Origin of the sequence: Shewanella submarina (assembly GCF_042646185.1) — a bacterium.
In the GTDB taxonomy this organism is placed as follows: Bacteria; Pseudomonadota; Gammaproteobacteria; order Enterobacterales; family Shewanellaceae; genus Shewanella; species Shewanella corallii.
The window spans coordinates 454,692-475,901 of record NZ_JBHRTD010000018.1; the positions used below are offsets into that span (position 1 = coordinate 454,692).

Here is a 21,210-nt window from a genome sequence, read left to right on the forward strand (position 1 = left end):
AAACTGTAATCTTGCTTAGAACTGCAGCGAGTAACCAACAACAAAGCTGCGTGGCTTACCTGAGAAGATAGAGCCATGGACGCGGGTAGTCATATAGGTCTCGTCAAACAGGTTTTCACCTAAGAGGTAAATTTCCTGATTTTCACCGATATAGTAGCGGGCAGACAGGTCGACAACGGTTTTGGATTCAATCAACTCATCGTTCGGGATGCTGCCTTCACCAGCCTTGGTGCGGATATCGCTGGTATAGCGGCCAGCGAGTGTCAGCTCCCAGGCTTCTGCCTTGGCGCCCACTGCCAGATACAGCTGGTTTTCCGGCAGATAAGGCAGTTCATAACCTTTCTCTACGTCACCCCAGGTATCAAAGTCAGAGCTGAAATCATTAGCAAACTCAGCCTTGGTATAGGTGTAGGAGAGTTTCACCGGGAAGGTGATGTTACCACCTGCATTGAAATCATAACCGGAACTTAGCTCCAGACCTTTTACATCTACTTCACCGGCGTTGTACTGGTTATCCAGGTTTTCATCGTCACATCCCTGAGCTGCAGTACAGTTGCCATGCATGTTGCTGTAATCACTGTAAAACGCGACAGCTTCAAGACTAAACTCTCCGGCGTTGTAGCGACCGCCAAACTCATAGTTCCAGCTTTCTTCAATATCTTTGTCAGCATTACCCGGAGCGGCAGGAGCAAAGCCTTTCTGTACGCCGGCAAGCAGCAACAGGTCATCGTTCAGCTGCCAGGTGGCTGCCAGCGCAGGCAGCAGGGCGTCGAAGCTGTTTTTCACGTCTTTGCCGGGTGTACCGAGGCGAGCCGGGTCATTTTTGCCCCAGTCTTCACGACGGGTTTCGATATCTTCGTAGCGCAGGCCAGCCAGAATGCTGACATCACCCAGGGTGAACTTGTCCTGTACATACAGAGCAAGAGCATTGGCGCTGTCGATACGGTTGGAGTCAGTGCCAGGAACACCGGCTTCGTTGAGGCTCCACTGATAGCTGGAGTCCAGTTGGAACTTATCGACCCACTGATATCTGTCCATCTCGTCTTCATGCAGACGGGCACCAAATGCCAGCTCGTGATCGCCGAGGAAAACATTCAGTTCGGTCTGGATACCCTGTGACAGGTAGCTGCGGTTATTGGCTTTAATATCCACATTCAGTGGATCGCTGCCTGGGGTCGCATCGAATGCGGCTGCGGCATCTATACCACCTTTGCTCAGGCTAAGACCGTTTACCTTGGAGGTCTTATACCAGTTGCGGTGGAAGTCGTTGTAGTAAGCGATAGTGCCCAGAGTCACGTCAGAGCTCAAATCGATCGCATGGGTTAGCTGGATCTGCTTGTGCTCAGTGTTCATTTGGTCTTTGGCAGAAGCACTGTAACGGCTGTATGGAGAGCTGGCGTAATCTGCAGCAGTCAGACCCATATAGGTTTCGTTAGAGGTCTCTTCAGAATACTTGAGTTTGATTTCAAGCTCCTGGTCGAAGCGCGCATCCTTGGCGGAGGAGAATCGAACTTTAGCCAGAGCATCGGTTTTATCAAAGCCGGTGTCTCCACCAATATGATTGATATCGCGGAACCCGTCAGCCTGATAGCGGAATACTTCGGCAACAGCACCGACTTGCTCACCCTGGCCACCACCATAGGCGTGCAGTTTGCCGAATCCATCCTGGCCCAGTGCCACATCCACTTTGCCTGCCATCTCCTCTTCAGGAATTTGACGGGACAGCAGGTTAACGACACCACCAGTGGTGCGTGGGCCATATTTGATAGTGGAGGAACCTTTCAGAACTTCAATGCTTTCCATACGGCCCGGAGTTGGGAAGTAGTAAGCGGCAGGTGAAGCGTAAGGAGCGGGCGCAGCAATCACACCATCTTCCATTACGGTAATTTTCTCTGAACGGTTTTGACCTGTACCGCGCATACCTATGTTAGGGCGCAGACCATAGCCATCCTCTTCCTGAATATAAACGCCAGGCACGGTAGACAGAGTGCGCATTATGTCTGTGTATTTGAAGTTATCCAGTTCAGCCTGTGAGATCTCATAGGCACTGCCTGGAGTTGCATCAAGAGGGTTCTTGCTGCCAAAGATAGTGATGGTGTCGATAACACTGGCTTCCTTGTCATCGGCAATTGCCGGTGCGGATAACGCACCCATCAGGGCGGTGGCAACCATACTCAGGGGTAACTTCTTGTAGACAGACATAACCTCTCCGTGATCTATATTTAGAATATTATACTAAGCGCAAATGATAATGGTTTGCATTATATGTATTGTTTCCCTGTTGTAAACAGTGTGGCGCTGATTTTGTTGCCGGCTTGGTTCGAAGGGGTAAAAAATGTGCTCTTGATCACTACATCTGTATCTGTTTGGTTGGCAAAACGGGCAAGCTTTGGTGATTTCTGTGGCGGAGAAAAACAAAAAAGAGAAGCTTGATTGGCTCTTGTGTCACAGTAACTCATCCGTCCAGTGGCGTTTTGCCCGTCTATGCCAAGTCATCGGGTGAGTTGTTTTGAGGTTTGCGGTTAGACTGTGCGCCGCTTATCGATAAAATAACTTTTGCTCGGGTGCAGTGTTTATGTTTTTAAAGCCGTTTTTCAGTGAGACCTCTGCGGGTGTGGAGATTACCCCTGCTCAGGCCAGTGCGTTTGCCAAGGATATTGCCGGTGATTTCAATCCTATCCATGATGAAGGTGCCAAGCGTTTCTGTGTTCCCGGCGATCTCCTGTTTGCAATGGCGGTAAGCAAATATGGTCTGCACGAAAAAATGCATTTCAGCTTTGAGGGTATGGTGGGCTCTGGCGTATGCCTGCAGTTTCCTGATACCCGGGAGGCTTTGGCTATCACTGACAGTCGTGACAAGACCTATCTGAAGGTGACTCAATCCGGTAATGCCAGTCATTGCCCTGAACAGATAGAGTCTTTCGTACGCGGCTATGTCGCCTTTTCGGGCCTTAACTTCACCCATGTGGTAGTGCCTTTGATGCAGGAACATCAGGTGATGATTAATCCGGCTCGTCCTCTGGTGATATACGACAGCATGAGTGTTGAGCTGACTGACACTGATTTCTGTCAGGTAGAACTGGAGCTGGTATCCAAAACTCTGGAGATTGATGGCAAGCGCGGTGATGCCACCCTGGAGTTTAAGCTGACCAGTGATGGCCGTCAGGTGGGGACAGGTCGTAAAACTCTGGTACTCAGTGGCCTTCGTCCTCTGGAAGAGGATAAAGTGGCAGATATGTGCCGCCAGTACGATGAGCGTGCAGCACTAAAAGCCAGCTGAGCAGTATTGATAGCCTATCCTGTAGCCGGACTGTAAACACAGTCTGGTTTTCCAACTTTCTGCCTATCTTGTAAGCGCCTCTTTTCCCTCTGATTGCGCCGATCTTCCCTTTCTATTACCTTAGTGGGTTTGATATTCCTGAGCTTCTATTTGGCGCTGGCAGCTAAGGCCTGCCAATGTTTGCCAAATCATTCATTTAAGGAAAGCCATGTCCAGTTTGATTCGAATTGTGCTGATAGACACCCACCTGCCCGGGGTGGTTGAGTTGGCACTTGATGGCCACACCAATATTTGTGGTACCAATGCTTCGGGGAAGACCACATTGCAGCGTCTGGTGCCGGTATTTTACGGTGAATATCCCAGTCGCGTAGTGCCTTCAACCCGTGACAGCTTTGAGCGCTGGTACCTGCCAAGAGAATCAAGCTACATAGTTTACGAATACCGTAAAGAAGATGGCCTGCTGTATCAGGCTGTACTGGCTTCTGCCGGTGACGGTAAAGGGGTGAACTACCGCTTTATCGCCAAAGGCTTCGACCTGGAAGACTATGTCAAACAGCGTAACGGCGACACCATTTTGTGCCACACCATGGCGGAGCTGGGCCGTGAGATGAAGCGCAAGGGCGTGAGTGTGACCAATCTGCTCAATACCCGTGAATTCCGCGCCATTATCCAGAATGACCGGACTTTGCTGGGCACTGGTGGTAACCGCAGCGAACTGCGTGGTTACGCCAATCAGTTTGCCCTGTGTGCGGCCGAGCATTCACTGCGCCACATCGAAAAGCTGGCCAAGGCGGTGCACTCCAAAGAGGGCAAGATGGAGACGGTCAAGTCAATGATCGCCGCCATTCTGGAAGAGGATGGGGTTAATCCGCCAAGCTCCCGAATCAATCCACAGCGTGTTGAATCCTGGATTAAAGAAAGCCAGCTTATTCAGGGCTTTGAGCAGATACGTCCGGAATTTGAAAAGCTGGAGCAGGAGTTTGACCAGCTTCAGAGCAGCGAACTGCGTCTGGCGACGTTGGGCAAAGGCTATCGCCATGATGAGACCACAGAGGTGGAGCGTCAGGATTCACAGCAGTTGTTGTCCAAAGAGGTCAATCTGGCACTGAAGCAGCTGGATGAGCAGTGGAAGGAGGAGCGTGATGAGCTCAACCTGGAACTGTCAGCTGCCAAAGGGGATATGGCCAAGTTTGAAGATGAGCTTAATGCCATCGACGATCAGCACAGCGCTTTTCTGGATGCCGATATCGAGCAGGCCAAGCAGGATCTGGAATCCCTGCCGAACTGGCGTGCCGATCTGGAGAACCTGTCTGAGCGTCACAAGTTGCTGACCGATAAGCACCAGGATATTGAAGCCGCTTATAACGCCCGTCGCAGCAAGATTAGTGAGCAACTGAATAACGCGCTGGAATCTCTGCATCAGGAGCAGGAAGAGGCCCGCGAAGAGCGTGACCGCCAGCGTGAACTGGCTCGCGCCGATATGGAAACGTTGGCAGAGTCAGGTCGTGAAGCACTGCAGGCGGGTCAGGCCAGGTTCCAGGAGCAGGAGTACCAACTTAAGCTGCAGACTGCGGAGCTCAAGCTCAAGGTCGACAGTGTTACCTACACAGAAGATGAGAAGCTGGAGCTGGCTGTCTTCGATGAGCGTATCTCCCAGGCCGACGAGGCCCAGGAAGCCAGCAATGCCAAGGTTGACCGTGTCGCAGCCGAGGAGCGCAAGCTGCGCGCCCGTCGCGATCAGGCCAACGAAGCCCTGCGTCAGGCCAGCCTGAGGGTAAACGAGCGCCAGAGCGGTCTGGATGAACTCAAAGAGATGCTGTTCCCACAGTCTCATACCTTGCTGGAATACCTGCGTAAAGAAGCCTCTGGCTGGGAACAGACTTTGGGTAAGGTGATTGCCCCTGAGCTGTTGCACCGCACAGATCTGCGTCCGGTTGTGGGGGGGGACAGTGAGTCCCTGTTCGGTATCCAGCTGGATCTGAAAGCGCTGGATGTACCTGAATATGCTGCTTCTGAGCAGGAGCTGCGTGCCCGCTTTGTGCAGGCTGAAGAAGCGCTGAAGAGCGCTAAAGAGCTGCAGGAGCAGGCGGAAGAGAATCTGGTGGCGGTTAATGCCGAGCTGGATAAGCTCAGCCGTGAACTGACTTTTGCCCGTACCGCTTACCAGAACAGTCGTGATGATCTGCGTCGTCTGCTGGATGAGAAGCGCTCTGCCCAGGCCAAAATCAACGAAATGCTGGCACAGCGTAAAGCCCTGTCTGCCAAGCAGTTGACCGTGATTGAAAGCGAGCAGAAGCAGCTTAAACAGCGTCATGATGAGTGGCTGGAAGAGTACAAAGCCAACGCCCTGGAAGCCCGTATGGAAAAGCAGGCTTACTGGCAGGAAGTGGTGGGCGCGCTGGAAGCACAAATTGCTCAGGTTAAAGCCAGTATCAACAGCCGTCGCGAGAATACTCAAAGCGAACTGAAAGCCTGTGAGACCTGGTACAAGAATGAACTTAAATCCCGTGGCGTGGACGAGGACAAAATTGTTGCCCTTAAACGCGAAATCCGGGATCTGGAAGGCCGCATCGGTAAGGCTGAGCAGCGTCGTAGTGAAGTCCTGAGATACGACGACTGGTATCAGCACACCTGGCGTGTACGTAAGCCAAAACTGACCGAGCAGCTGGTGGAAGTGAAGCGTATCGCCACTGAGCTGGAAGCTCAACTCAAATCCAAAGCCAGCGAAGTAAAAGCCAGGCGCACAGAGCTTGAGAAGCAACGTCGCGACAGTGATGCCGCTCAGGTAGAAGCTTCTGAGAACCTGACCAAGCTGCGCAGTCTGATGCGTAAGCTGGCTGATCTTAAGTTGCCAGTCACAAATGAAGAAGCGGTTGGCAGCCTGGGTGAGCGTCTGCGTCAGGGTGAAGATCTGCTGCTGAAGCGTGACTATCTACTGGGCTCAGTGAAGCAGTACGTGGAGCACTTCGATACCGTGATTGCTGCCAAGTCAGGCTCAAGTCTGGCCGAGACCTGGGAGCGAGCCCGGGAAGAGTCCAGCTTTGTGAATGACAAGGGCATTCGTCTGCTGGATTACCGTAAACTGGTCCCGGCACTGGAGCAACTTTTGAATGTGATGGTGCCTCAGTCCATGATGGCACTGCGGGAGCAGGGCCGTATTTTCGGTGTGGATTTGACCGCTTACTACGAAGTACTGGCGGATATCGACCGTCGTATTGCCAGCCAGAGCGCTCGTATTACCCGTGAAGTGGGTGAAGAGTTGTTCCTGGATGGGGTGTCAGAGTCTGCGGTACGTATTCGTTCCCGCATCAGTGAGTTGGAGTTCTGGCCTGAGCTGGAAGCTTTTGTGAAGGCGTTCAAACGCTGGAAGAGCGATGGCTTCAATGGCCTGCCGGATGAGGACTATATCAACTCCATGCGCCGTGCGTTGGACATCATAGGTCGCAGCGCACTGACCGGCGGTATTGCCAAGCTGCTGGAGATTGAACTTCGCCTGAAAGAGGGCAATTCAGATCTGATTATCCGTACCGACCGTCAGCTGAATGAGTCTTCCAGTCATGGTATGGCTTACCTGATTTTGTGTAAGTTCCTGCTGGCGTTTACCCGTTTGCTGCGTGGTCGCGCCGAAGTGACCATTCACTGGCCAATCGATGAGTTGGGCACATTGCACCATGGTAACGTGAAGAAGATTTTCGATGCCTGTGAGAACAACAATATCTCGGTACTGGGTGCCTTCCCGAACCCTGAGTCAGAAGTACTGACCCTGTTCGCCAACCGTTACATTATCAATAAACAAACCCGTAAGCTGCAGGTGGTTAAGCCCAAGGCGAACCCATTGGCTGAAAAGCTGAAGCAGAGAATGTCTCAGGAGGCCGTGTAAATGAGCCAGGAACAAGTGGTATTGGTCGGCATGGGCACTCTGGTGGAGCGCCTGCTCAAGGGACAGTTTATCTGTAAGACCACGGATGAAGATGGCTGGCGCGCGCTGCAAAGTGGTGCCATGCGCGAGAAGGTGGAAGCTTACCTGAACCAGATTAACCGTACCCTGGCATCGGCAGCGGATGGTGAAGTCTATTTCTGCGGCTATCTGCAACTGGGTGAGAATGAACGCAAGGTGATCTCCAGCCAGTTCAAGGATATCTGCAGTGCGCTTATTCCCATGGTGGAGTGGTTGGTACTGGTGCAGGAGGCCTCGGGCCAGGATGCACCGCTGACCGAAGGTGCAGCAATTCGTTTGACCGAGCTGCAGGGCCGTATTGAAGATACTCCGGCATTTCGTGAGCAGCTGGCCAAGTTGAGTCAGTATCGCCTGTTTGGCTCCACCAGTACTCAGGTGGATAACCAGATTAAGCTGGTGTTCCGTCGTCTGGTGGAGCTCGGTTACCTGGTGCGCCCCAACAGCGAAAAGCAGATCTATCTTGCTACCGGTAAACTGGATTACCTGTATGAGGTGATCCGCTTTATCGATGAAACTGAAGGTCTGCAGCTGGAGGCTCAGGCTGAGACAGCCAGCAGTCAACGGGAGCTGATATGAGTTCTAATCTGCATTCGGCCGGCGTTAAGCTGCTTAAACAGCTGGCCCGCCATTCTGATGTTGTTATGGACGTTTATCAGTCGGGTGAGGTCAACGAGAGCCAGCATGAGCCGGGTGTTATCGACAAGCTGCTGAAGGCCGGTATTCTGTGGCAGCCTGAGGCTGATCAACCGCTGCGTCTTAAGCGCACCATCAGAGCCTTTCTGGAAGAGGCTTTGAGTGATGAGCGTAACCGTCAGATCGATGCCAATGTTGGCTCAGCCATGGCTACCATCAAAACCCTGGCTGAGCACTATAAAGAAGCCCGGCAGCGGGTGGACTACAGCGCAGCAGAAGCCTATCTGGCCGACCTTAACGAGCATGTGTACGCCTTTACTGAAAGCCTGAGATATGCCATCCGGGTGCTGTGGGGCCGTATCAACAATGAATTTGGTTATGTTGGCACCCTGAATGCCAAGATTCGTGAAAACGAACTGGCTCAAAGCCAGGTGACCGAACTGCTCAACGGTCTGGAGATGTTCCATTTCAACGAGTTGACTGAGCTGGCCGGTGATAACCGCGAGCTGCGCCGTCTGCTGGTGACGACGCTGCAGGATACCCTGAGCAGCTGCGCTCAGGAGCTGTCTGTGGTGCAGGCACGTTTGCTGGAACTGCTGGGACGTTTCCGTCAAATTCGTGGCCGTACCCGCCTGCTGAAGGGGTGGTTGTTGCATACCGAGTTGCACCCTGATTATCGTCCTATGGACCATGTGGCCCATAAGCAGGTGCCTGTGCTGTTTAACCGTGCCGAGGGCATTTTGGCTCCGGCGGCAGTGGATGTGCACAACACGGTGCAGGAGCATGAATTGATGGAGTTGGTGTCCCGCATCAAGTCCATTACTCATCTGCCTGAGGTTGCCAAGCCACAGGCCGGAGACACTGCGTTTGCCCTGACCGATGCCGGTGAGTTCGATGTACCGGACAACCCGCTCAAGCAGGCAGTGGATGATTATTTCTGCGCTGTGATTGATTCAGGTGTGCGTCAGTCGGCGTTGGAATACCTGCAGGCCAACGATCTGCCCTGGGACAGTGAGAACTGGTTGTATCAGGTGATCTGCGGCTATGACGGCCTGTCGGAAGAGTATCGCAGCTTCTTCGAGCTGGAGCCTGTTGGCGATAAGCATCCTGTGTATACAGGTAACTTTATTATCCGCGATGTGGAGTTGTGGATGGCTTAACCGTCACAGGCGTAAGTGTGTCATTGATATCAACAGGGCTGCCTTGGGGCAGCCCTTTTTTATGGTTTTAGCTGGAATGTTTGTCAGTTAAAGCGTGACAGATCTCGCCTTTCATTTTGTTTTGCTTGGACAGCCTAACTGCATTGCTAATGTTTGGTGGTGAGTTGTGCTGTTTTTGGCTTTTTTAAAAGATGCTTTGGCTGTCGCTTATTAAGTTTCTGTTTTTACTTGGTTATCAATTTGTTGGTCAGGTAAAAGTTTTGATTTTGTGATGGTTTTGTTCTTGGCGCTCAATGTATTGATTTTTATTGGTTATTTGGTTTTGGCTTTACCGGGTTACCTGTGTGTTTCAACACTTTTCTTTGCCTGTGTGATTGATCTTCCTGCCAGCATGATTCACTATCCCAGCCGAAATTATAAAAAATCAGGGGTTTAAACCCCGAGGAAGTAGAGCCATTCATTGGCCAACAAGCACAATCAGGGGTAACACACTATGCTGAAATCACTCTCTGCACGGATCTTTATCGGTCTGTTCGCCGGTGTGATCCTGGGCTCTATGGTCCAGTATCTACTCTCCGACCTTCACTTCTTCTCCGGTACTCTGGTGGATATCGCTTCAGGCGTTGGCACCATGTTCGTCAATATGATCATGATGCTGGTGGTTCCACTGGTATTTTTCAGCATCGTTTGTGGTGTTTGTGAACTGCAGGATCTGCGCAGTTTCGGGCGCCTCGGTGGCAAGACTTTTGGTTTCTATATTATCAACACCATAGTCGGTATCTCCGCGGCACTGGCCGTGTGTCTGCTGCTGCGTCCGGGTGAGGGCGTGGATATGAGTGGTGCCACCGGCGTGACCATTAACGCTACTGAACTGCCCAACCTGATGGCGCTGATAGTCGGTATAGTGCCAAGCAACCCAATTCAGGCATTCACTTCAGGTAACATGCTGCAGGTGATCTTTATGGCACTGCTGCTGGGTGGTGTGATGAAGTCCATGGGAGATACTGTTGCCGGTGCCGTTAAGGGCTTCCAGACAGGCAACAAGATCATGATGAAGCTGATCTCCGTGGTGATGCAGCTGGCGCCTATCGGTGTATTTGCACTGATGTTTAAGCTGGGCGCGACCCTGGAAGCTGAAGTCTTCTTCAGTGTGCTGGAATATCTGGGGTTAATTATCGGCCTGCTGGTGCTGTGGGTATTTATTGTGTATCCGGCGGCTGTGGGTCTTTTTACGCCGATATCCGCCAAGACCTTCCGCGAGAAAACCCAGGAGCAGATCCTGTTCTCTTTCTCCACCGCCAGCTCCAATGCAACCATTCCGGTGACCATGCGTACCCTGACTGAAAAGCTGGGCGTGAATAAAGCTGTTGCCGGTTTCGGCGTGCCATTAGGCGCGACCATGAACATGGGCGGTGTGGCAATTTACATTACTGTGGCTATCTTCTTTATCGCTAACGCCTTTGGAACGCCAATCACTATGGAGCAGTTGCCGACAGTGCTGTTCTCTATCTTCCTGCTGGCAGTGGGCGCAGGTGGTGTGCCGGGTGGCGGTATGGTGATGATTGGTGTGATGATCCACCAAATGGGCTTGCCGGTTGAAGCTTTTGCTCTGGTGGCTGCACTGGACCGCCTGATCGATATGATACTGACCTCCTGTAACGTTGTGGGCGATACCGCGGTGCTGACTATCGTAGATCAGACTGAGAAGGAACATCATGTTGAAGCGCCCGAGGCGCTGGCCGACAGAGCCTGATAAAACTGACTGATACTCAAAAGGGACCTTAGGGTCCCTTTTTGATTTGTAGGTCAATGCGAATCGTCAACAGAACTTACCCTTTAGTATTAACTTACGATGCTTTGCTAGTAGATTCTTCCCCTCTTTAGCCCGTGCGCTTGTATCAATTCGAGTTGTTAATATACTGTTGCGTCATTTGTGTTCCCCCTTTGGGAGTATATGGAGTATCAGTGATGGCAGAAGAACAAGAGCAGGTAACAGTAGAAACCAAGGCAAAACCTCAAATTAAACTGGATAACCGGGAGCTGACCAAAACCAGTTTTTGGGTGGGACAGATATTTATGATGCTGGCTACTGTGTTGGGTGTGTTTCTGGCAGCCCAGGAAGGTCTGAGCCAGGCCATTGCCTTTGACAACCTCACCAACAAGCAGAGCAATTATTACCTGCGTCGCTCTCTGTACGATGAAGTGCAGGATAATGTTGCCGTGGTGGAGGCGTACGCCAACATGCTCAAGACCAACCCCCCATATGATTTAAAGAACAACAGTCCGGCTATGGGGACTTTTATATGGGAAAACATGAAGTATTCTCCTTTTACTCTGGAAACCCCGACTCCAGTGCTCTCCGAAATACGCCGTTACTATCTGCAGGTCGATGACATAGTGCAGAAAATTGAGACTCGCACCATAGGGTCACGCTTCGGTGCGGGTAAGTTGCTGGAGCTGAACCAGTCCATGACAGACACAGTCTTGCCCGAACTCAAGACCAGCTATGAAAAACTGGAAACCAGTTTGACTAAGGCAGGCATGACGCTCGAGTAACAAAAAGAGGACTGAATCATGGCATTAAAATGTCCCGTATGTGCTGACAGAGCCCTGGATGCCTTTGAGTTTCATGGCGAAGAGGTGGATTGTTGTCATCACTGTGGTGGTCTCTGGTTTGAAAATGGTGAACTCAACTCTGCCCTGTCGACCGCTGACAATGATGACGATGCGGTAAGAGCAGAAGAGAATCTGGGCAAACACCTGGGTAAAACTCAAATCCACTGTATCCACTGCGATATTCCTCTTGAGCGCTATCACCTGATGGAAGAGTTTCAACTTGAGGTTGAGGTGTGCCACAAGTGCAGTGGTGTGTTTATTGAGGGCCATGAGCGGGAGAAGGTGGTCAGTTCCCCCAAGGTGAGACAGTTGGTGGGTGAGCTTAACGGCAAAGTCGGCTTTAAAACCTGGATATTCCAGTTCCTGTCGCAGATGCCGGTGGAATTTAACCTTAAGCCGAAAATCACGCCCTGGGTAACCTACACACTTATCGCGCTTAATGTGCTTATTTTTCTCATGTATGGCATGAGTAATAAGAACACTCTGTGGGTTTATGAACACTTGTCTATCCAGGCGGCTCAGGTAATGGATATGTCTGAGCCATGGACTTTGCTGACACATATGTTTTTGCATGGTGGCTGGATGCATCTCATTGGCAATATGTATTTTCTGTATGTGGTGGGGGATAACCTGGAAGACGCCATGGGACGGAGGAATTATTTGCTGAGCTATCTGGCCTGTGGTTTGGTCGCGGCGTTTGCGCAAATTGCTGCAGACCCTGCTTCGATGATTTATAACGTGGGTGCCAGTGGTGCGATTGCGGGTTTGTTTGGTATGTATCTGATGTGGTTCAGGCATGCCAGTTTGACATTTATGTTTCTGATATACCAAAAGAAGCTTAGTCCTCAGATGTTCTTTGCTCTGTGGCTGCTGTTCAATTTCCTCGGGTTACTTTTTGGAGGACCGGGCGTGGCTTATTGGGCCCATATAGGCGGCTTTGTTGCAGGATTGGCTATTGGCTGGAAGATGAAGCAGGGAATCATGGAAAGAAATCCCACCCTGTCATTGCTGAATCAGCCTGAGGTGAAGATCAGTCGTTAACCTCGATATTAAAAAGCCCCGCAGTGCGGGGCTTTTTAGTTGTTACAGGGTAGGCTCGTCGCCGCTGTAATCCTCAGCGTGATACTCAAGGCAGGTATCGACTTCGTTGGCGCTGCCGAGAATCACGGCCACACGCTGGTGAATTGCTTCAGGCTGGATATCCAAAATGGTCTGATAGCCTGTAGTTGCTTTACCGCCAGCCTGCTCAACCAGGAAAGCCATAGGGTTGGCTTCATACATCAAGCGCAGTTTGTATGGTTTTTCCGGGTTCTTGTTGTCAGTGGGATAAGTGAAAATACCGCCACGACACAGCACGCGGTGAACATCACCCACCATGGCAGCAATCCAGCGCATGTTGAATGACTTTTCGCGGGGACCGATTTTACCCAACAGCAGATCGGCAATATAGGTTTGCATTGGTGCTTCCCAGAAGCGCTGGTTCGACATATTGATGGCGAATTCGGCGGTGTCTTTGGTGATCTGTACATCACCCTGGGTCAGCAGGAAGGCGCCACTGTCCGGATTCAGAGTGAAGAAGCTGACGCCTTTGCCAACGGTCAGCGCCAGAATCGTAGATGGGCCATAAAGTACATAACCGGCAGCCACTTGCTGACGACCCGACTGCAGGAAGCTCTGCTCTGTCAATTCACCTGCCTGCGCCGGCAGTACGGAGAAGATGGTACCCACCAGAGAGTTGATATCAATGTTGGAAGAGCCATCCAGTGGGTCAAAGCACACCAGGTATTCACCGGCATCACTCACAGGCACCACATAATCTTCTTCCTCGGAAGCCAGACCACGGACATGACCGGACGCCTGCAGAGCATTTTTGAGCATGTCATTGGTAATAACGTCCAGTTTCTTTTGGGTCTCGCCCTGAACGTTTTCCTGTTCAGTGGCGCCCAGAATACCCGCCAGCGCACCGTGGCGAACTGCCTGGCTGATGGATTTGGAGGTGTCAGCCAACGTCAGCAGCAGCTGGGTCAGTGACTCGGGAATAGCTTGTTGTTGAAGATGTTGGGCCAGAGTCTGCATGGTTAGTCCTTAAAGCATAAAAGCTGGATTTTTCTGGCGCAGATCATACCTCAGCAAGTTGAAAATAACAGTGCAGGGGGCTGACTTTTACACAGTGACGGCAAATCTCCCCGACTGGACGCTGGCGTAAAATCATGCAGAATGGGGGCGCAATTCTGTATCCAGGGAATAATAATGAAACAAAAATGGATCTCTCCGGCGCTTGGCCTGCTGATGGCTTCAATGTCGGTACAACTTAAGGCGGTGCCCTTGCTGACAGATACTCTACCTATTCCTCAGGGAGACAAGACCAAGCTGGCCATCGAGCGTATGCATGCTTCTCCGGCGCTGGCCGGTAGCAGTCCCCGTGGTCTCAAGTTATCTCCTGATGGCAAGCTGGTGACTTTTCTGGCTGCCCGCGAAGATAATCAACACTTCTATGACCTGTGGCAGATAGATGTGGCAAGCGGTAAACGCAGCCGTTTGCTCAATGCTGACAAGCTGGCGTCCGGTGAGCTTTCGGATGAAGAGAAAGCAAGGCGTGAGCGCCAGCGCATATATGGTCAGGGCATCATGGAGTACTTCTGGGCGGCTGACAGCCAGGCTTTGCTTATTCCTGCTTCCGGCAAGTTATATCACCATGATATGACCACAGGTAAAACCCGGTTGCTGGAGACTGGAGAGGGGTTCGCTACTGATGCACGTCTGTCCCCCAAAGGGCATTTTGTTTCCTGGGTGGCCGATCAAAACCTCTATGTGATGGAGCTGGCCTCTGACAAGGTGACTCAACTGACCAAAGATGGCGGCGGCCCAATCAAGAACGCCATGGCTGAGTTTGTTGCTCAGGAGGAGATGGGGCGCATGACAGGTTACTGGTGGGCGCCGGATGAGTCGGCTATCGCCTTTACCCGTATTGATGAATCGCCGGTTGAGCTGGTTACCCGCAATGAGATCTATGCCGATGGAATTAAGCTGACCGAGCAGCGATATCCTTATGCTGGTGAAAACAATGTGTTGATCGAGTTGGGCACAGTGCAGCTCAAGGATGGCAAAACCCGTTGGATCAACCTGGGCAAAGAGCAGGATATCTATCTGCCACGGGTGAAGTGGTTACCCGACAGTCGTCATTTGAGTTTCCAGTGGCAGAGCCGAAACCAGCAAGCGCTGGACCTGCGAGTGGTGGATACCCGTTCAAATGATAAGCCTGAGACGTTAATTGCTGAGCGCAGTGATGCCTGGCTTAACCTCAACGATGATCTGACTTTTCTGAAAAAACAAAATGCCTTTATCTGGGCATCTGAGCGCAACGGCTTTAAGCACCTGTATCTGTACGATCTGAATGGCAAGCTGCTCAAGCAGCTGACAGACGGTGACTGGAGTGTGGACGATATTGAATATGTTGATGAAGACAGTGGCGAAGTCTATTTCTCCGGTCGTAAAGACACGCCTCTGGAGCGTCACATCTATCGTGTTTCCTTAAGCGCACCGGAGAAAGGTATCAGTCGCCTGAGTACCAGAGCTGGCATGCATAATCCTGTGTTTGCCAAGGCGAGCCCAGTGTATCTGGACTACTTCAGCTCCCTGGGACAGCCACCACAAATTAGCTTACACGCCAAAACCGGCGAAATGCGTCAATGGGTAGAGCAAAATGCCGTGGACGACGAGCATCCGCTGCATACCTATTTTGGCCTGTGGCAATTGCCTGAGTTTGGTGCTATCAAGGCCAAAGATGGTCAGGATCTCTATTACCGGCTGCACAAACCTGCGGATTTTGACGCAGGAAAACAGTATCCTGTGGTCGTGCGTGTGTATGGTGGTCCCCATGCCCAGCTGGTCACCAACAGTTGGAGCGAACATGATTACTTTACCCAGCACCTGTTGCAGCGGGGCTATCTGGTGTTTCAATTGGATAACCGTGGCAGTGCCAACCGGGGCACCCAATTTGAGCAGGTGATATACCGCAATATGGGTGATGCAGAAGTAGAGGATCAAAAGACGGGTGTGGATTATTTGCGTACCCTGCCTTATGTCATGGATGACCGTATCGCTATTTATGGCCATAGCTACGGCGGCTATATGGCGCTGATGAGCCAGTTTAAAGCCCCTGATTACTTCAGGGCGGCGATATCCGGTGCACCGGTAACTGATTGGGCATTGTACGACACCCATTACACAGAACGTTATATGGGGCATCCTGCGGACAATAAAACGGGTTATCAGAGTGCCAGCGTTTTCCCTTATGTCGGAAACTACCAGCGCGGGCTGTTGATCTATCACGGTATGGCGGATGATAACGTGCTGTTTGAGAACTCAACCCGTCTTTATAAGGCGCTGCAGGATGAGGGTAAGTTGTTTGAGATGATTGATTACCCTGGCTCTAAGCACTCAATGCGGGGCGAAAAGGTCAGAACTCATCTGTATCGCTCTATGGCCGATTTTCTGGACCGTCAGTTAAAAACGAATAACTAACGGTAGGGTTTTGGCTTTAAAAGCCGCGACCACGAAGCGTTCGCTTCGCTCACTGCACAGAGAACACGGCGAATATGACGAAGTTATATGGTTATGAGCGAGAACCAAGGACGGTGAACTGGCTCAAGTCCAAGGACGGGGTTGTAAGAGCAAAAAAGAACTTAGCTTTTCTTCGTGCCCTTCGCGTTCTTCGTGGTTCAAGTTTTTAGCGTTTGTTCTTGGGGGCCTCTCTTAAACCAACAGCATTGCCTAATCAGGTGCCTTTGTTTTAAGGAGCGCAGCCAATAAAAAAGCCAGCATTAAGCTGGCTCTTTTGGCTTACGGTCAAACTGGAATTAGTCTTCCAGGTTGCCGCAGAAACGGTAACCTTCGCCGTGGATAGTGGCGATGATTTCCGGAGTGTCAGGCTGGCTTTCGAAGTGCTTACGGATGCGACGGATAGTCACGTCCACAGTACGGTCGTGTGGCTTCAGCTCACGGCCGGTCATCTTCATCAGCAGGTCAGCACGGCTCAGAATCTTGCCTGGGTTCTCTACAAAGTGCAGCATGGCACGGAACTCACTGCGTGGCAGTTTGAAAGATTCACCCTGAGGGCTGATCAGAGAGCGGCTGTTGATTTCCAGAGTCCAACCGTTGAAACGGTAGAATTCTACAGAGCTCTTTTCTTCTACCTCAGCGCTTGCGCTATTTACGCGAGTCAGAAGATTGCGGGCACGAATGGTCAGCTCACGTGGGTTGAACGGCTTGGTAATATAATCGTCCGCGCCAATTTCAAGACCCAGGATCTTGTCCACTTCGTTGTCACGACCGGTCAGGAAGATCAGGCCGATGTTATTGATCTCACGCAACTCGCGGGCCAACAGCAGACCGTTCTTACCTGGCAGGTTGATATCCATAACAACCAGATTAACTTTGTTTTCCTGCAAAGCTTTATGCATTTCTGCGCCGTCATTGGCTTCAGTGACCACATATCCTTCGGCTTCAAAAATGCTTCTTAAGGTATTACGGGTTACTGCTTCATCTTCAACGATCAGAATGTGCGGGTTTTGCATGCTATTTACCTAATTAACAATGTGGTGCTGTGCTAACCATTAAACAGTCGTCCGAGAGAAAGCTCTCCTCAACAAGCGCGTACAAAACTTAAAGATATCGCGAGTGTTCTTCTATGCAGAAGGGATTGGACGGCGACTCACTCCATGATTAGCCCATTTGCAATCGACCAGGGTGAGTACAGGTCATTGCGTAGTTGTACAATCTTCGATGCACTTGAATGCGAATAGTTCCGCAGTCGTTGTGTCTTTGTGATGGTTGGTTTTGTATTTTCCAACCGATGACAATTTGTACAACTCTCCGACTGCCAATTAACCCGTCCGGTTAGATGTAACGAAAGCGATTTTCACTTGCGCTCAGAAGGTTAGTTAGCAGACTCGGCTATTGTACTCGTTTTAGGCATTTGTTAACAAATTAAATGTTAAAAAATACTTCCAATGCCGTGATCTGTATCATCTAATTTTCATTACTCACTGAATTTATTTGGAATTGTTTTTAATGCCAATGTGATTAGCGTCACAAATACTTGGCGTTTGCTGAGGAACTGGATAAACTGATGCGGGCTTAGATAAAACACAAGTTAATCATGACTCAGTTATCTTCGACACTCTGGCAGTATTATCAACAAAGCATATTCTTGCTTACCCAACCCTTCTCTCCTCATTCTTCCTTTGCCATAGTTACCGCGTTTAACCCCATGGGGGAAAACTTGTCCAGTTGTCAAAATTTGTTGTATGACAGACGGTTACAAGCAGAGATTGATACCATGAAAGTGCCTTATCGCAGTGTGATTGGCGCCAGCCCGGATCTCCAACATATGGAAAAGAGCTGGGCACTGTTTTGTGATATCCAAAGCGGGCTCGAATTGGGGCGGGAGTTCAACCAACTGGCAATTTACTATGTCGATAACGGACGCCTGTTATTGCTTCCATGCCTGTGCAGTGAGGACTCTATTGAATTAGGTGATTTTTCTGCCAAAGCGCAGCTGGTCAGCGAATTACCCGAACTGGAATTTTAAATTTATTGTCAATTAACGGCAGTGAAGTTGAATTATTTTGTCCAAGATTAAACATTGATTGACTTTTGTTAATCTGGATTGATAACTTTTAACCTCGCTGTAGATGAAACTGCAGTGAACACAGAAGAGGAGCGTTAACCAGGCAGGTGAGAACAGGGGCACAAACCCCGTTATGAATCTCACTCAGGGGGATTAACGCCGAGATATCCATCATTTTGTGATGCTGGGTATCGGTCGGGCAGGCTGAATCCTGTCGACTGTCACCTGTATTTTGGTGGAGAGCTTCTGGTGACTCATTGTTTCCCTCCCGTGGGCTGCGATAGCTGCACCAGGCTCTTCGAACGAAGTGAGTTCGGAGATAGTGTCATGTTTTACAAATTCAAATCAGTTTCCCCTTTCGCACCTCCAGCCATGGAGGGGCCTCAATGACAGTTGTAGCAAAGTTTGGTGGCACTTCTGTCGCTGATTACCAATCCATGTGCCGTTGTGCGGCGATTGTGCTGGATAACCCGGCAACCAGGGTGGTTGTGGTGAGTGCCTCAAGTGGCGTGACCAATCTGCTGGTTGAGTTGACTCAGGCTAATCTGACCGATGAGCGCAGGTTGGAGCTTATCAAGTCAGTTGCCGCCATTCAGTATGGCATTCTTGATCAGCTTGGACGACCGTCCGAGGTAGCATCAGAGCTGGATCGTTTGCTCAGCCAGATGGCTGTCATCAGTGAGTCTTTGGTGCTCAACCGCGCCAAGTCCCTGATGGACGCGTTACTGTCTACCGGTGAGATGTGTTCTTCACTGCTGTTTGCAGCGGTATTGAGGGAGCAGGGAGCCCGGGCAACCAGCTTTGATGTACGCAAAGTGATGCGTACCGATTCCCACTTTGGTCGCGCAGAGCCTCAAATCGCGCAGATCGAGACATTGGTTGCCAACGCCCTGGTTCCTCTGTTGCAGGATTCTCTGGTGGTGACTCAGGGGTTTATTGGCGCAGATGAGCATGGTGAGACCACAACCCTGGGGCGTGGTGGCAGTGACTATTCCGCGGCTTTGTTGGCCGAGGCATTGCGTGCTGATGCTGTGGAGATATGGACCGATGTTCCCGGCATTTTCACCACAGATCCCAGACTGGCTTCCGGCGCCAAAGCGCTGACGGAGATCAGTTTTAACGAGGCCGCGGAAATGGCTACCTTTGGTGCCAAGGTGTTGCACCCGGCCACGATTTTGCCTGCGGTGCGCCGGCAGATTCAGGTATTCGTCGGCTCAAGTCGTGAACCGGAAAAGGGGGGCACCTGGATTCGTCATCAGGTAGAGAATGCTCCGGTCTACCGGGCGGTGGCTGTGCGTCGTGCGCAGACATTGCTTAACCTTCACAGCTTACAGATGCTCCATGCTCAGGGCTTTCTGGCCCACATCTTTGCTACCCTGGCCAAACACAGGATCTCTGTGGACTTGATTACCACGTCAGAGGTTAACGTTTCTCTGACCCTGGATAAAACCGGCTCAGACAGCACTGGCGCAGGTTTACTCAGTGAAGCCCTGATGCAGGAGCTTGCGGAGCACTGTCGGGTTTCAGTAGAAGATAATCTGTCATTGGTGGCGATTATCGGTAACCGGATTGCCACCACACCAGGGGTTTGCTGTACTGTGTTTACCGTGCTGGAGCCCTTTAATGTGCGTATGATTTGCCAGGGGGCGAGCCCCCACAACCTGTGTGTTTTGGTGGATGAAAAGGATGCCGCCGCTGTGGTTGATGCGCTGCACACCAATTTGTTTGAGACTCAGGCATGAGCAATTGGACCAGAAACACTAAAAAGATAGGTGAGCTGGCAACAGGCCATGAACTGACGATTCCTGTTTATCGTTTTGCCGGCACCGACAGTAATGCGCCCAGGGTTTATATTCAGGCTAATGTTCATGGCGCTGAAGTGCAGGGGAATGCAGTGATTTTCCAGCTGATGAAACAGCTGGAAAAACTGGAACTGCAAGGGGATATTACCCTTGTTCCACTAGCTAACCCTTTGGGAATTAATCAGAAAAGCGGAGAGTTTACGCTGGGGCGGTTTGATCCGATAACCGGTGTTAACTGGAACCGGGAATATCAGGATCTCACTCCCTCATTAAGCGACTGGTTTGAGGCGCACAAACATTTGCCGACAGAGCAGTTTATTGCAGCCTATCGTCAGTCCCTGCTGAACAGCTGCCATCAGCAACTTGACTCACCATGGGGTGTCACTACCGGGCGACGTTTGGCGCTGAGTCTGCAGTTAATGGCGCACGAGGCCGATATTGTGTTGGATCTGCATACCGGCCCCAAGTCCTGTAAACATCTGTACTGCCCTGAATACACCCGGGATGCCGCTGGCTTGTTCTCTATTCCCTGCGTATTAATGATGCCCAATGAGTTTGGTGGCGCCATGGATGAGGCAGCCTTTTATCCCTGGTGGCAATTGACTGACTACGTGGTGTCCAGGGGGATGACGATGACCCCTGCAGTCGAGGCATATACTCTGGAGTTGGGTTCTCAGGAACGCATTGATATGCAGGATGCTGCAGATGACTGTGAAGGCATTCTGGCTTTTCTGGCAAACCGCGGTGTTATCAAAGCAGATATTGAGCCCAAAGCCATGGCAAGGTACAGCTGCGCCCTGGCAGACTATCGTAAATTTCACTCACCGATGGGCGGCCTGGTGGAGTATCTGGCTGCACCGGGAACACCTTTGTCAGCAGGAGAACCTTTGGTGAGGATTTTACGGCCAGACAGATTTGGTGAAAGCGAACAGCAGCAAACCCTCTGTTTGCCGGAAGATAGCATCCCGGTTTTGCACTTTGCTTCGGCGTCTGTTTATCAGGGAACCGAGTTGTACAAGGTGATGACCAAATATACACGGCTGAGTTAGACCCTGGTGACGGTGCTCTCAAGCCAGAGCGCCACGAGGAGTTAGTTTCACCTTTCCCTTGCAAAGAAAAGAGAGGCCGAA

14 protein-coding genes and 1 riboswitch are annotated in these 21,210 nt (G+C 51.1%); of the genes, 11 read left to right on the forward strand and 3 right to left on the reverse strand.

The window, feature by feature from the left end; translation table 11 throughout:
* Positions 1–15: 15 nt before the first annotated feature.
* Positions 16–2,202 carry a TonB-dependent receptor family protein gene (locus ACFOE0_RS19010; RefSeq protein WP_248934174.1) on the reverse strand — a complete coding sequence of 729 codons (2,187 nt, stop codon included), beginning with the start codon at positions 2,200–2,202 and terminating at the stop codon, positions 16–18.
* A gap of 373 nt (positions 2,203–2,575) precedes the next feature.
* Here ACFOE0_RS19010 and ACFOE0_RS19015 point away from each other — a divergent pair, with 373 nt between their 5' ends.
* The 7 genes from ACFOE0_RS19015 to ACFOE0_RS19045 all read left to right on the forward strand — a co-directional run bounded on the left by ACFOE0_RS19015 (position 2,576) and on the right by ACFOE0_RS19045 (position 12,688).
* Positions 2,576–3,280, forward strand: coding sequence for a DUF3581 domain-containing protein (locus tag ACFOE0_RS19015; protein ID WP_248934175.1), 705 nt, complete (start codon positions 2,576–2,578; stop codon positions 3,278–3,280).
* A gap of 208 nt (positions 3,281–3,488) precedes the next feature.
* Positions 3,489–7,160, forward strand: coding sequence for an ATP-binding protein (locus tag ACFOE0_RS19020; protein WP_248934176.1), 3,672 nt, complete (start codon positions 3,489–3,491; stop codon positions 7,158–7,160).
* Complete coding sequence (locus ACFOE0_RS19025) at positions 7,161–7,814, forward strand: condensin complex protein MksE (RefSeq protein WP_248934177.1); 654 nt, start codon at positions 7,161–7,163, stop codon at positions 7,812–7,814.
* Complete coding sequence (locus ACFOE0_RS19030; RefSeq protein WP_248934178.1) at positions 7,811–9,031, forward strand: phosphoenolpyruvate carboxylase; 1,221 nt, start codon at positions 7,811–7,813, stop codon at positions 9,029–9,031. Before ACFOE0_RS19025 ends, ACFOE0_RS19030 begins: the two co-directional genes overlap by 4 nt.
* A 493-nt stretch (positions 9,032–9,524) precedes the next feature.
* Positions 9,525–10,784 (forward strand): dicarboxylate/amino acid:cation symporter, encoded by a 1,260-nt coding sequence (locus ACFOE0_RS19035; RefSeq protein WP_248934179.1) that lies wholly within the window; start codon positions 9,525–9,527, stop codon positions 10,782–10,784.
* 215 nt (positions 10,785–10,999) lie between these two features.
* Complete coding sequence (locus ACFOE0_RS19040) at positions 11,000–11,587, forward strand: hypothetical protein (protein ID WP_248934180.1); 588 nt, start codon at positions 11,000–11,002, stop codon at positions 11,585–11,587.
* Between the two features lie 18 nt (positions 11,588–11,605).
* Complete coding sequence (locus ACFOE0_RS19045) at positions 11,606–12,688, forward strand: rhomboid family intramembrane serine protease (protein WP_248934181.1); 1,083 nt, start codon at positions 11,606–11,608, stop codon at positions 12,686–12,688.
* Positions 12,689–12,730: 42 nt separating this feature from the next.
* Here the strand turns inward: ACFOE0_RS19045 and ACFOE0_RS19050 are convergent, their stop codons facing one another.
* Entirely contained in the window at positions 12,731–13,723 is a 993-nt protein-coding gene (locus tag ACFOE0_RS19050) for a class 1 fructose-bisphosphatase (protein ID WP_248934182.1), read from the reverse strand.
* Positions 13,724–13,897: 174 nt separating this feature from the next.
* On the opposite strand from ACFOE0_RS19050, the gene ACFOE0_RS19055 reads away from it, so the two are divergent.
* On the forward strand, positions 13,898–16,171 hold the full coding sequence (locus tag ACFOE0_RS19055) for a S9 family peptidase (RefSeq protein ID WP_248934183.1): 2,274 nt from the start codon (positions 13,898–13,900) through the stop codon (positions 16,169–16,171).
* A gap of 335 nt (positions 16,172–16,506) precedes the next feature.
* Here the strand turns inward: ACFOE0_RS19055 and arcA are convergent, their stop codons facing one another.
* Complete coding sequence (gene arcA / locus ACFOE0_RS19060; protein WP_115138103.1) at positions 16,507–17,223, reverse strand: two-component system response regulator ArcA; 717 nt, start codon at positions 17,221–17,223, stop codon at positions 16,507–16,509.
* A 584-nt stretch (positions 17,224–17,807) separates the two neighbouring features.
* On the opposite strand from arcA, the gene ACFOE0_RS19065 reads away from it, so the two are divergent.
* From ACFOE0_RS19065 to ACFOE0_RS19075, 3 genes are all read left to right on the forward strand, one after another.
* The gene (locus tag ACFOE0_RS19065; protein ID WP_248934184.1) at positions 17,808–18,239 is read left to right on the forward strand and encodes a DUF3293 domain-containing protein; all 432 of its coding nucleotides are present in this window, start codon (positions 17,808–17,810) and stop codon (positions 18,237–18,239) included.
* A 116-nt stretch (positions 18,240–18,355) separates the two neighbouring features.
* A riboswitch (Lysine riboswitch) is annotated at positions 18,356–18,532 on the forward strand.
* 132 nt (positions 18,533–18,664) lie between these two features.
* Positions 18,665–20,020 (forward strand): lysine-sensitive aspartokinase 3, encoded by a 1,356-nt coding sequence (gene lysC, locus ACFOE0_RS19070; RefSeq protein ID WP_248934185.1) that lies wholly within the window; start codon positions 18,665–18,667, stop codon positions 20,018–20,020.
* On the forward strand, positions 20,017–21,129 hold the full coding sequence (locus ACFOE0_RS19075; RefSeq protein WP_248934186.1) for a succinylglutamate desuccinylase/aspartoacylase family protein: 1,113 nt from the start codon (positions 20,017–20,019) through the stop codon (positions 21,127–21,129). Before lysC ends, ACFOE0_RS19075 begins: the two co-directional genes overlap by 4 nt.
* The last annotated feature ends 81 nt before the right edge of the window (positions 21,130–21,210 follow it).

Excerpts from the sequence above, each read along its gene's own strand:
- ACFOE0_RS19010 (WP_248934174.1), bottom strand. The coding sequence starts at position 2,202 with ATGTCTGTCTACAAGAAGTTACCCCTGAGTATGGTTGCCACCGCCCTG.
- ACFOE0_RS19015 (WP_248934175.1), top strand. The coding sequence starts at position 2,576 with ATGTTTTTAAAGCCGTTTTTCAGTGAGACCTCTGCGGGTGTGGAGATT.
- ACFOE0_RS19020 (WP_248934176.1), top strand. The coding sequence starts at position 3,489 with ATGTCCAGTTTGATTCGAATTGTGCTGATAGACACCCACCTGCCCGGG.
- ACFOE0_RS19025 (WP_248934177.1), top strand. The coding sequence starts at position 7,161 with ATGAGCCAGGAACAAGTGGTATTGGTCGGCATGGGCACTCTGGTGGAG.
- ACFOE0_RS19030 (WP_248934178.1), top strand. The coding sequence starts at position 7,811 with ATGAGTTCTAATCTGCATTCGGCCGGCGTTAAGCTGCTTAAACAGCTG.
- ACFOE0_RS19035 (WP_248934179.1), top strand. The coding sequence starts at position 9,525 with ATGCTGAAATCACTCTCTGCACGGATCTTTATCGGTCTGTTCGCCGGT.
- ACFOE0_RS19040 (WP_248934180.1), top strand. The coding sequence starts at position 11,000 with ATGGCAGAAGAACAAGAGCAGGTAACAGTAGAAACCAAGGCAAAACCT.
- ACFOE0_RS19045 (WP_248934181.1), top strand. The coding sequence starts at position 11,606 with ATGGCATTAAAATGTCCCGTATGTGCTGACAGAGCCCTGGATGCCTTT.
- ACFOE0_RS19050 (WP_248934182.1), bottom strand. The coding sequence starts at position 13,723 with ATGCAGACTCTGGCCCAACATCTTCAACAACAAGCTATTCCCGAGTCA.
- ACFOE0_RS19055 (WP_248934183.1), top strand. The coding sequence starts at position 13,898 with ATGAAACAAAAATGGATCTCTCCGGCGCTTGGCCTGCTGATGGCTTCA.
- arcA (WP_115138103.1), bottom strand. The coding sequence starts at position 17,223 with ATGCAAAACCCGCACATTCTGATCGTTGAAGATGAAGCAGTAACCCGT.
- ACFOE0_RS19065 (WP_248934184.1), top strand. The coding sequence starts at position 17,808 with ATGACTCAGTTATCTTCGACACTCTGGCAGTATTATCAACAAAGCATA.
- lysC (WP_248934185.1), top strand. The coding sequence starts at position 18,665 with ATGACAGTTGTAGCAAAGTTTGGTGGCACTTCTGTCGCTGATTACCAA.
- ACFOE0_RS19075 (WP_248934186.1), top strand. The coding sequence starts at position 20,017 with ATGAGCAATTGGACCAGAAACACTAAAAAGATAGGTGAGCTGGCAACA.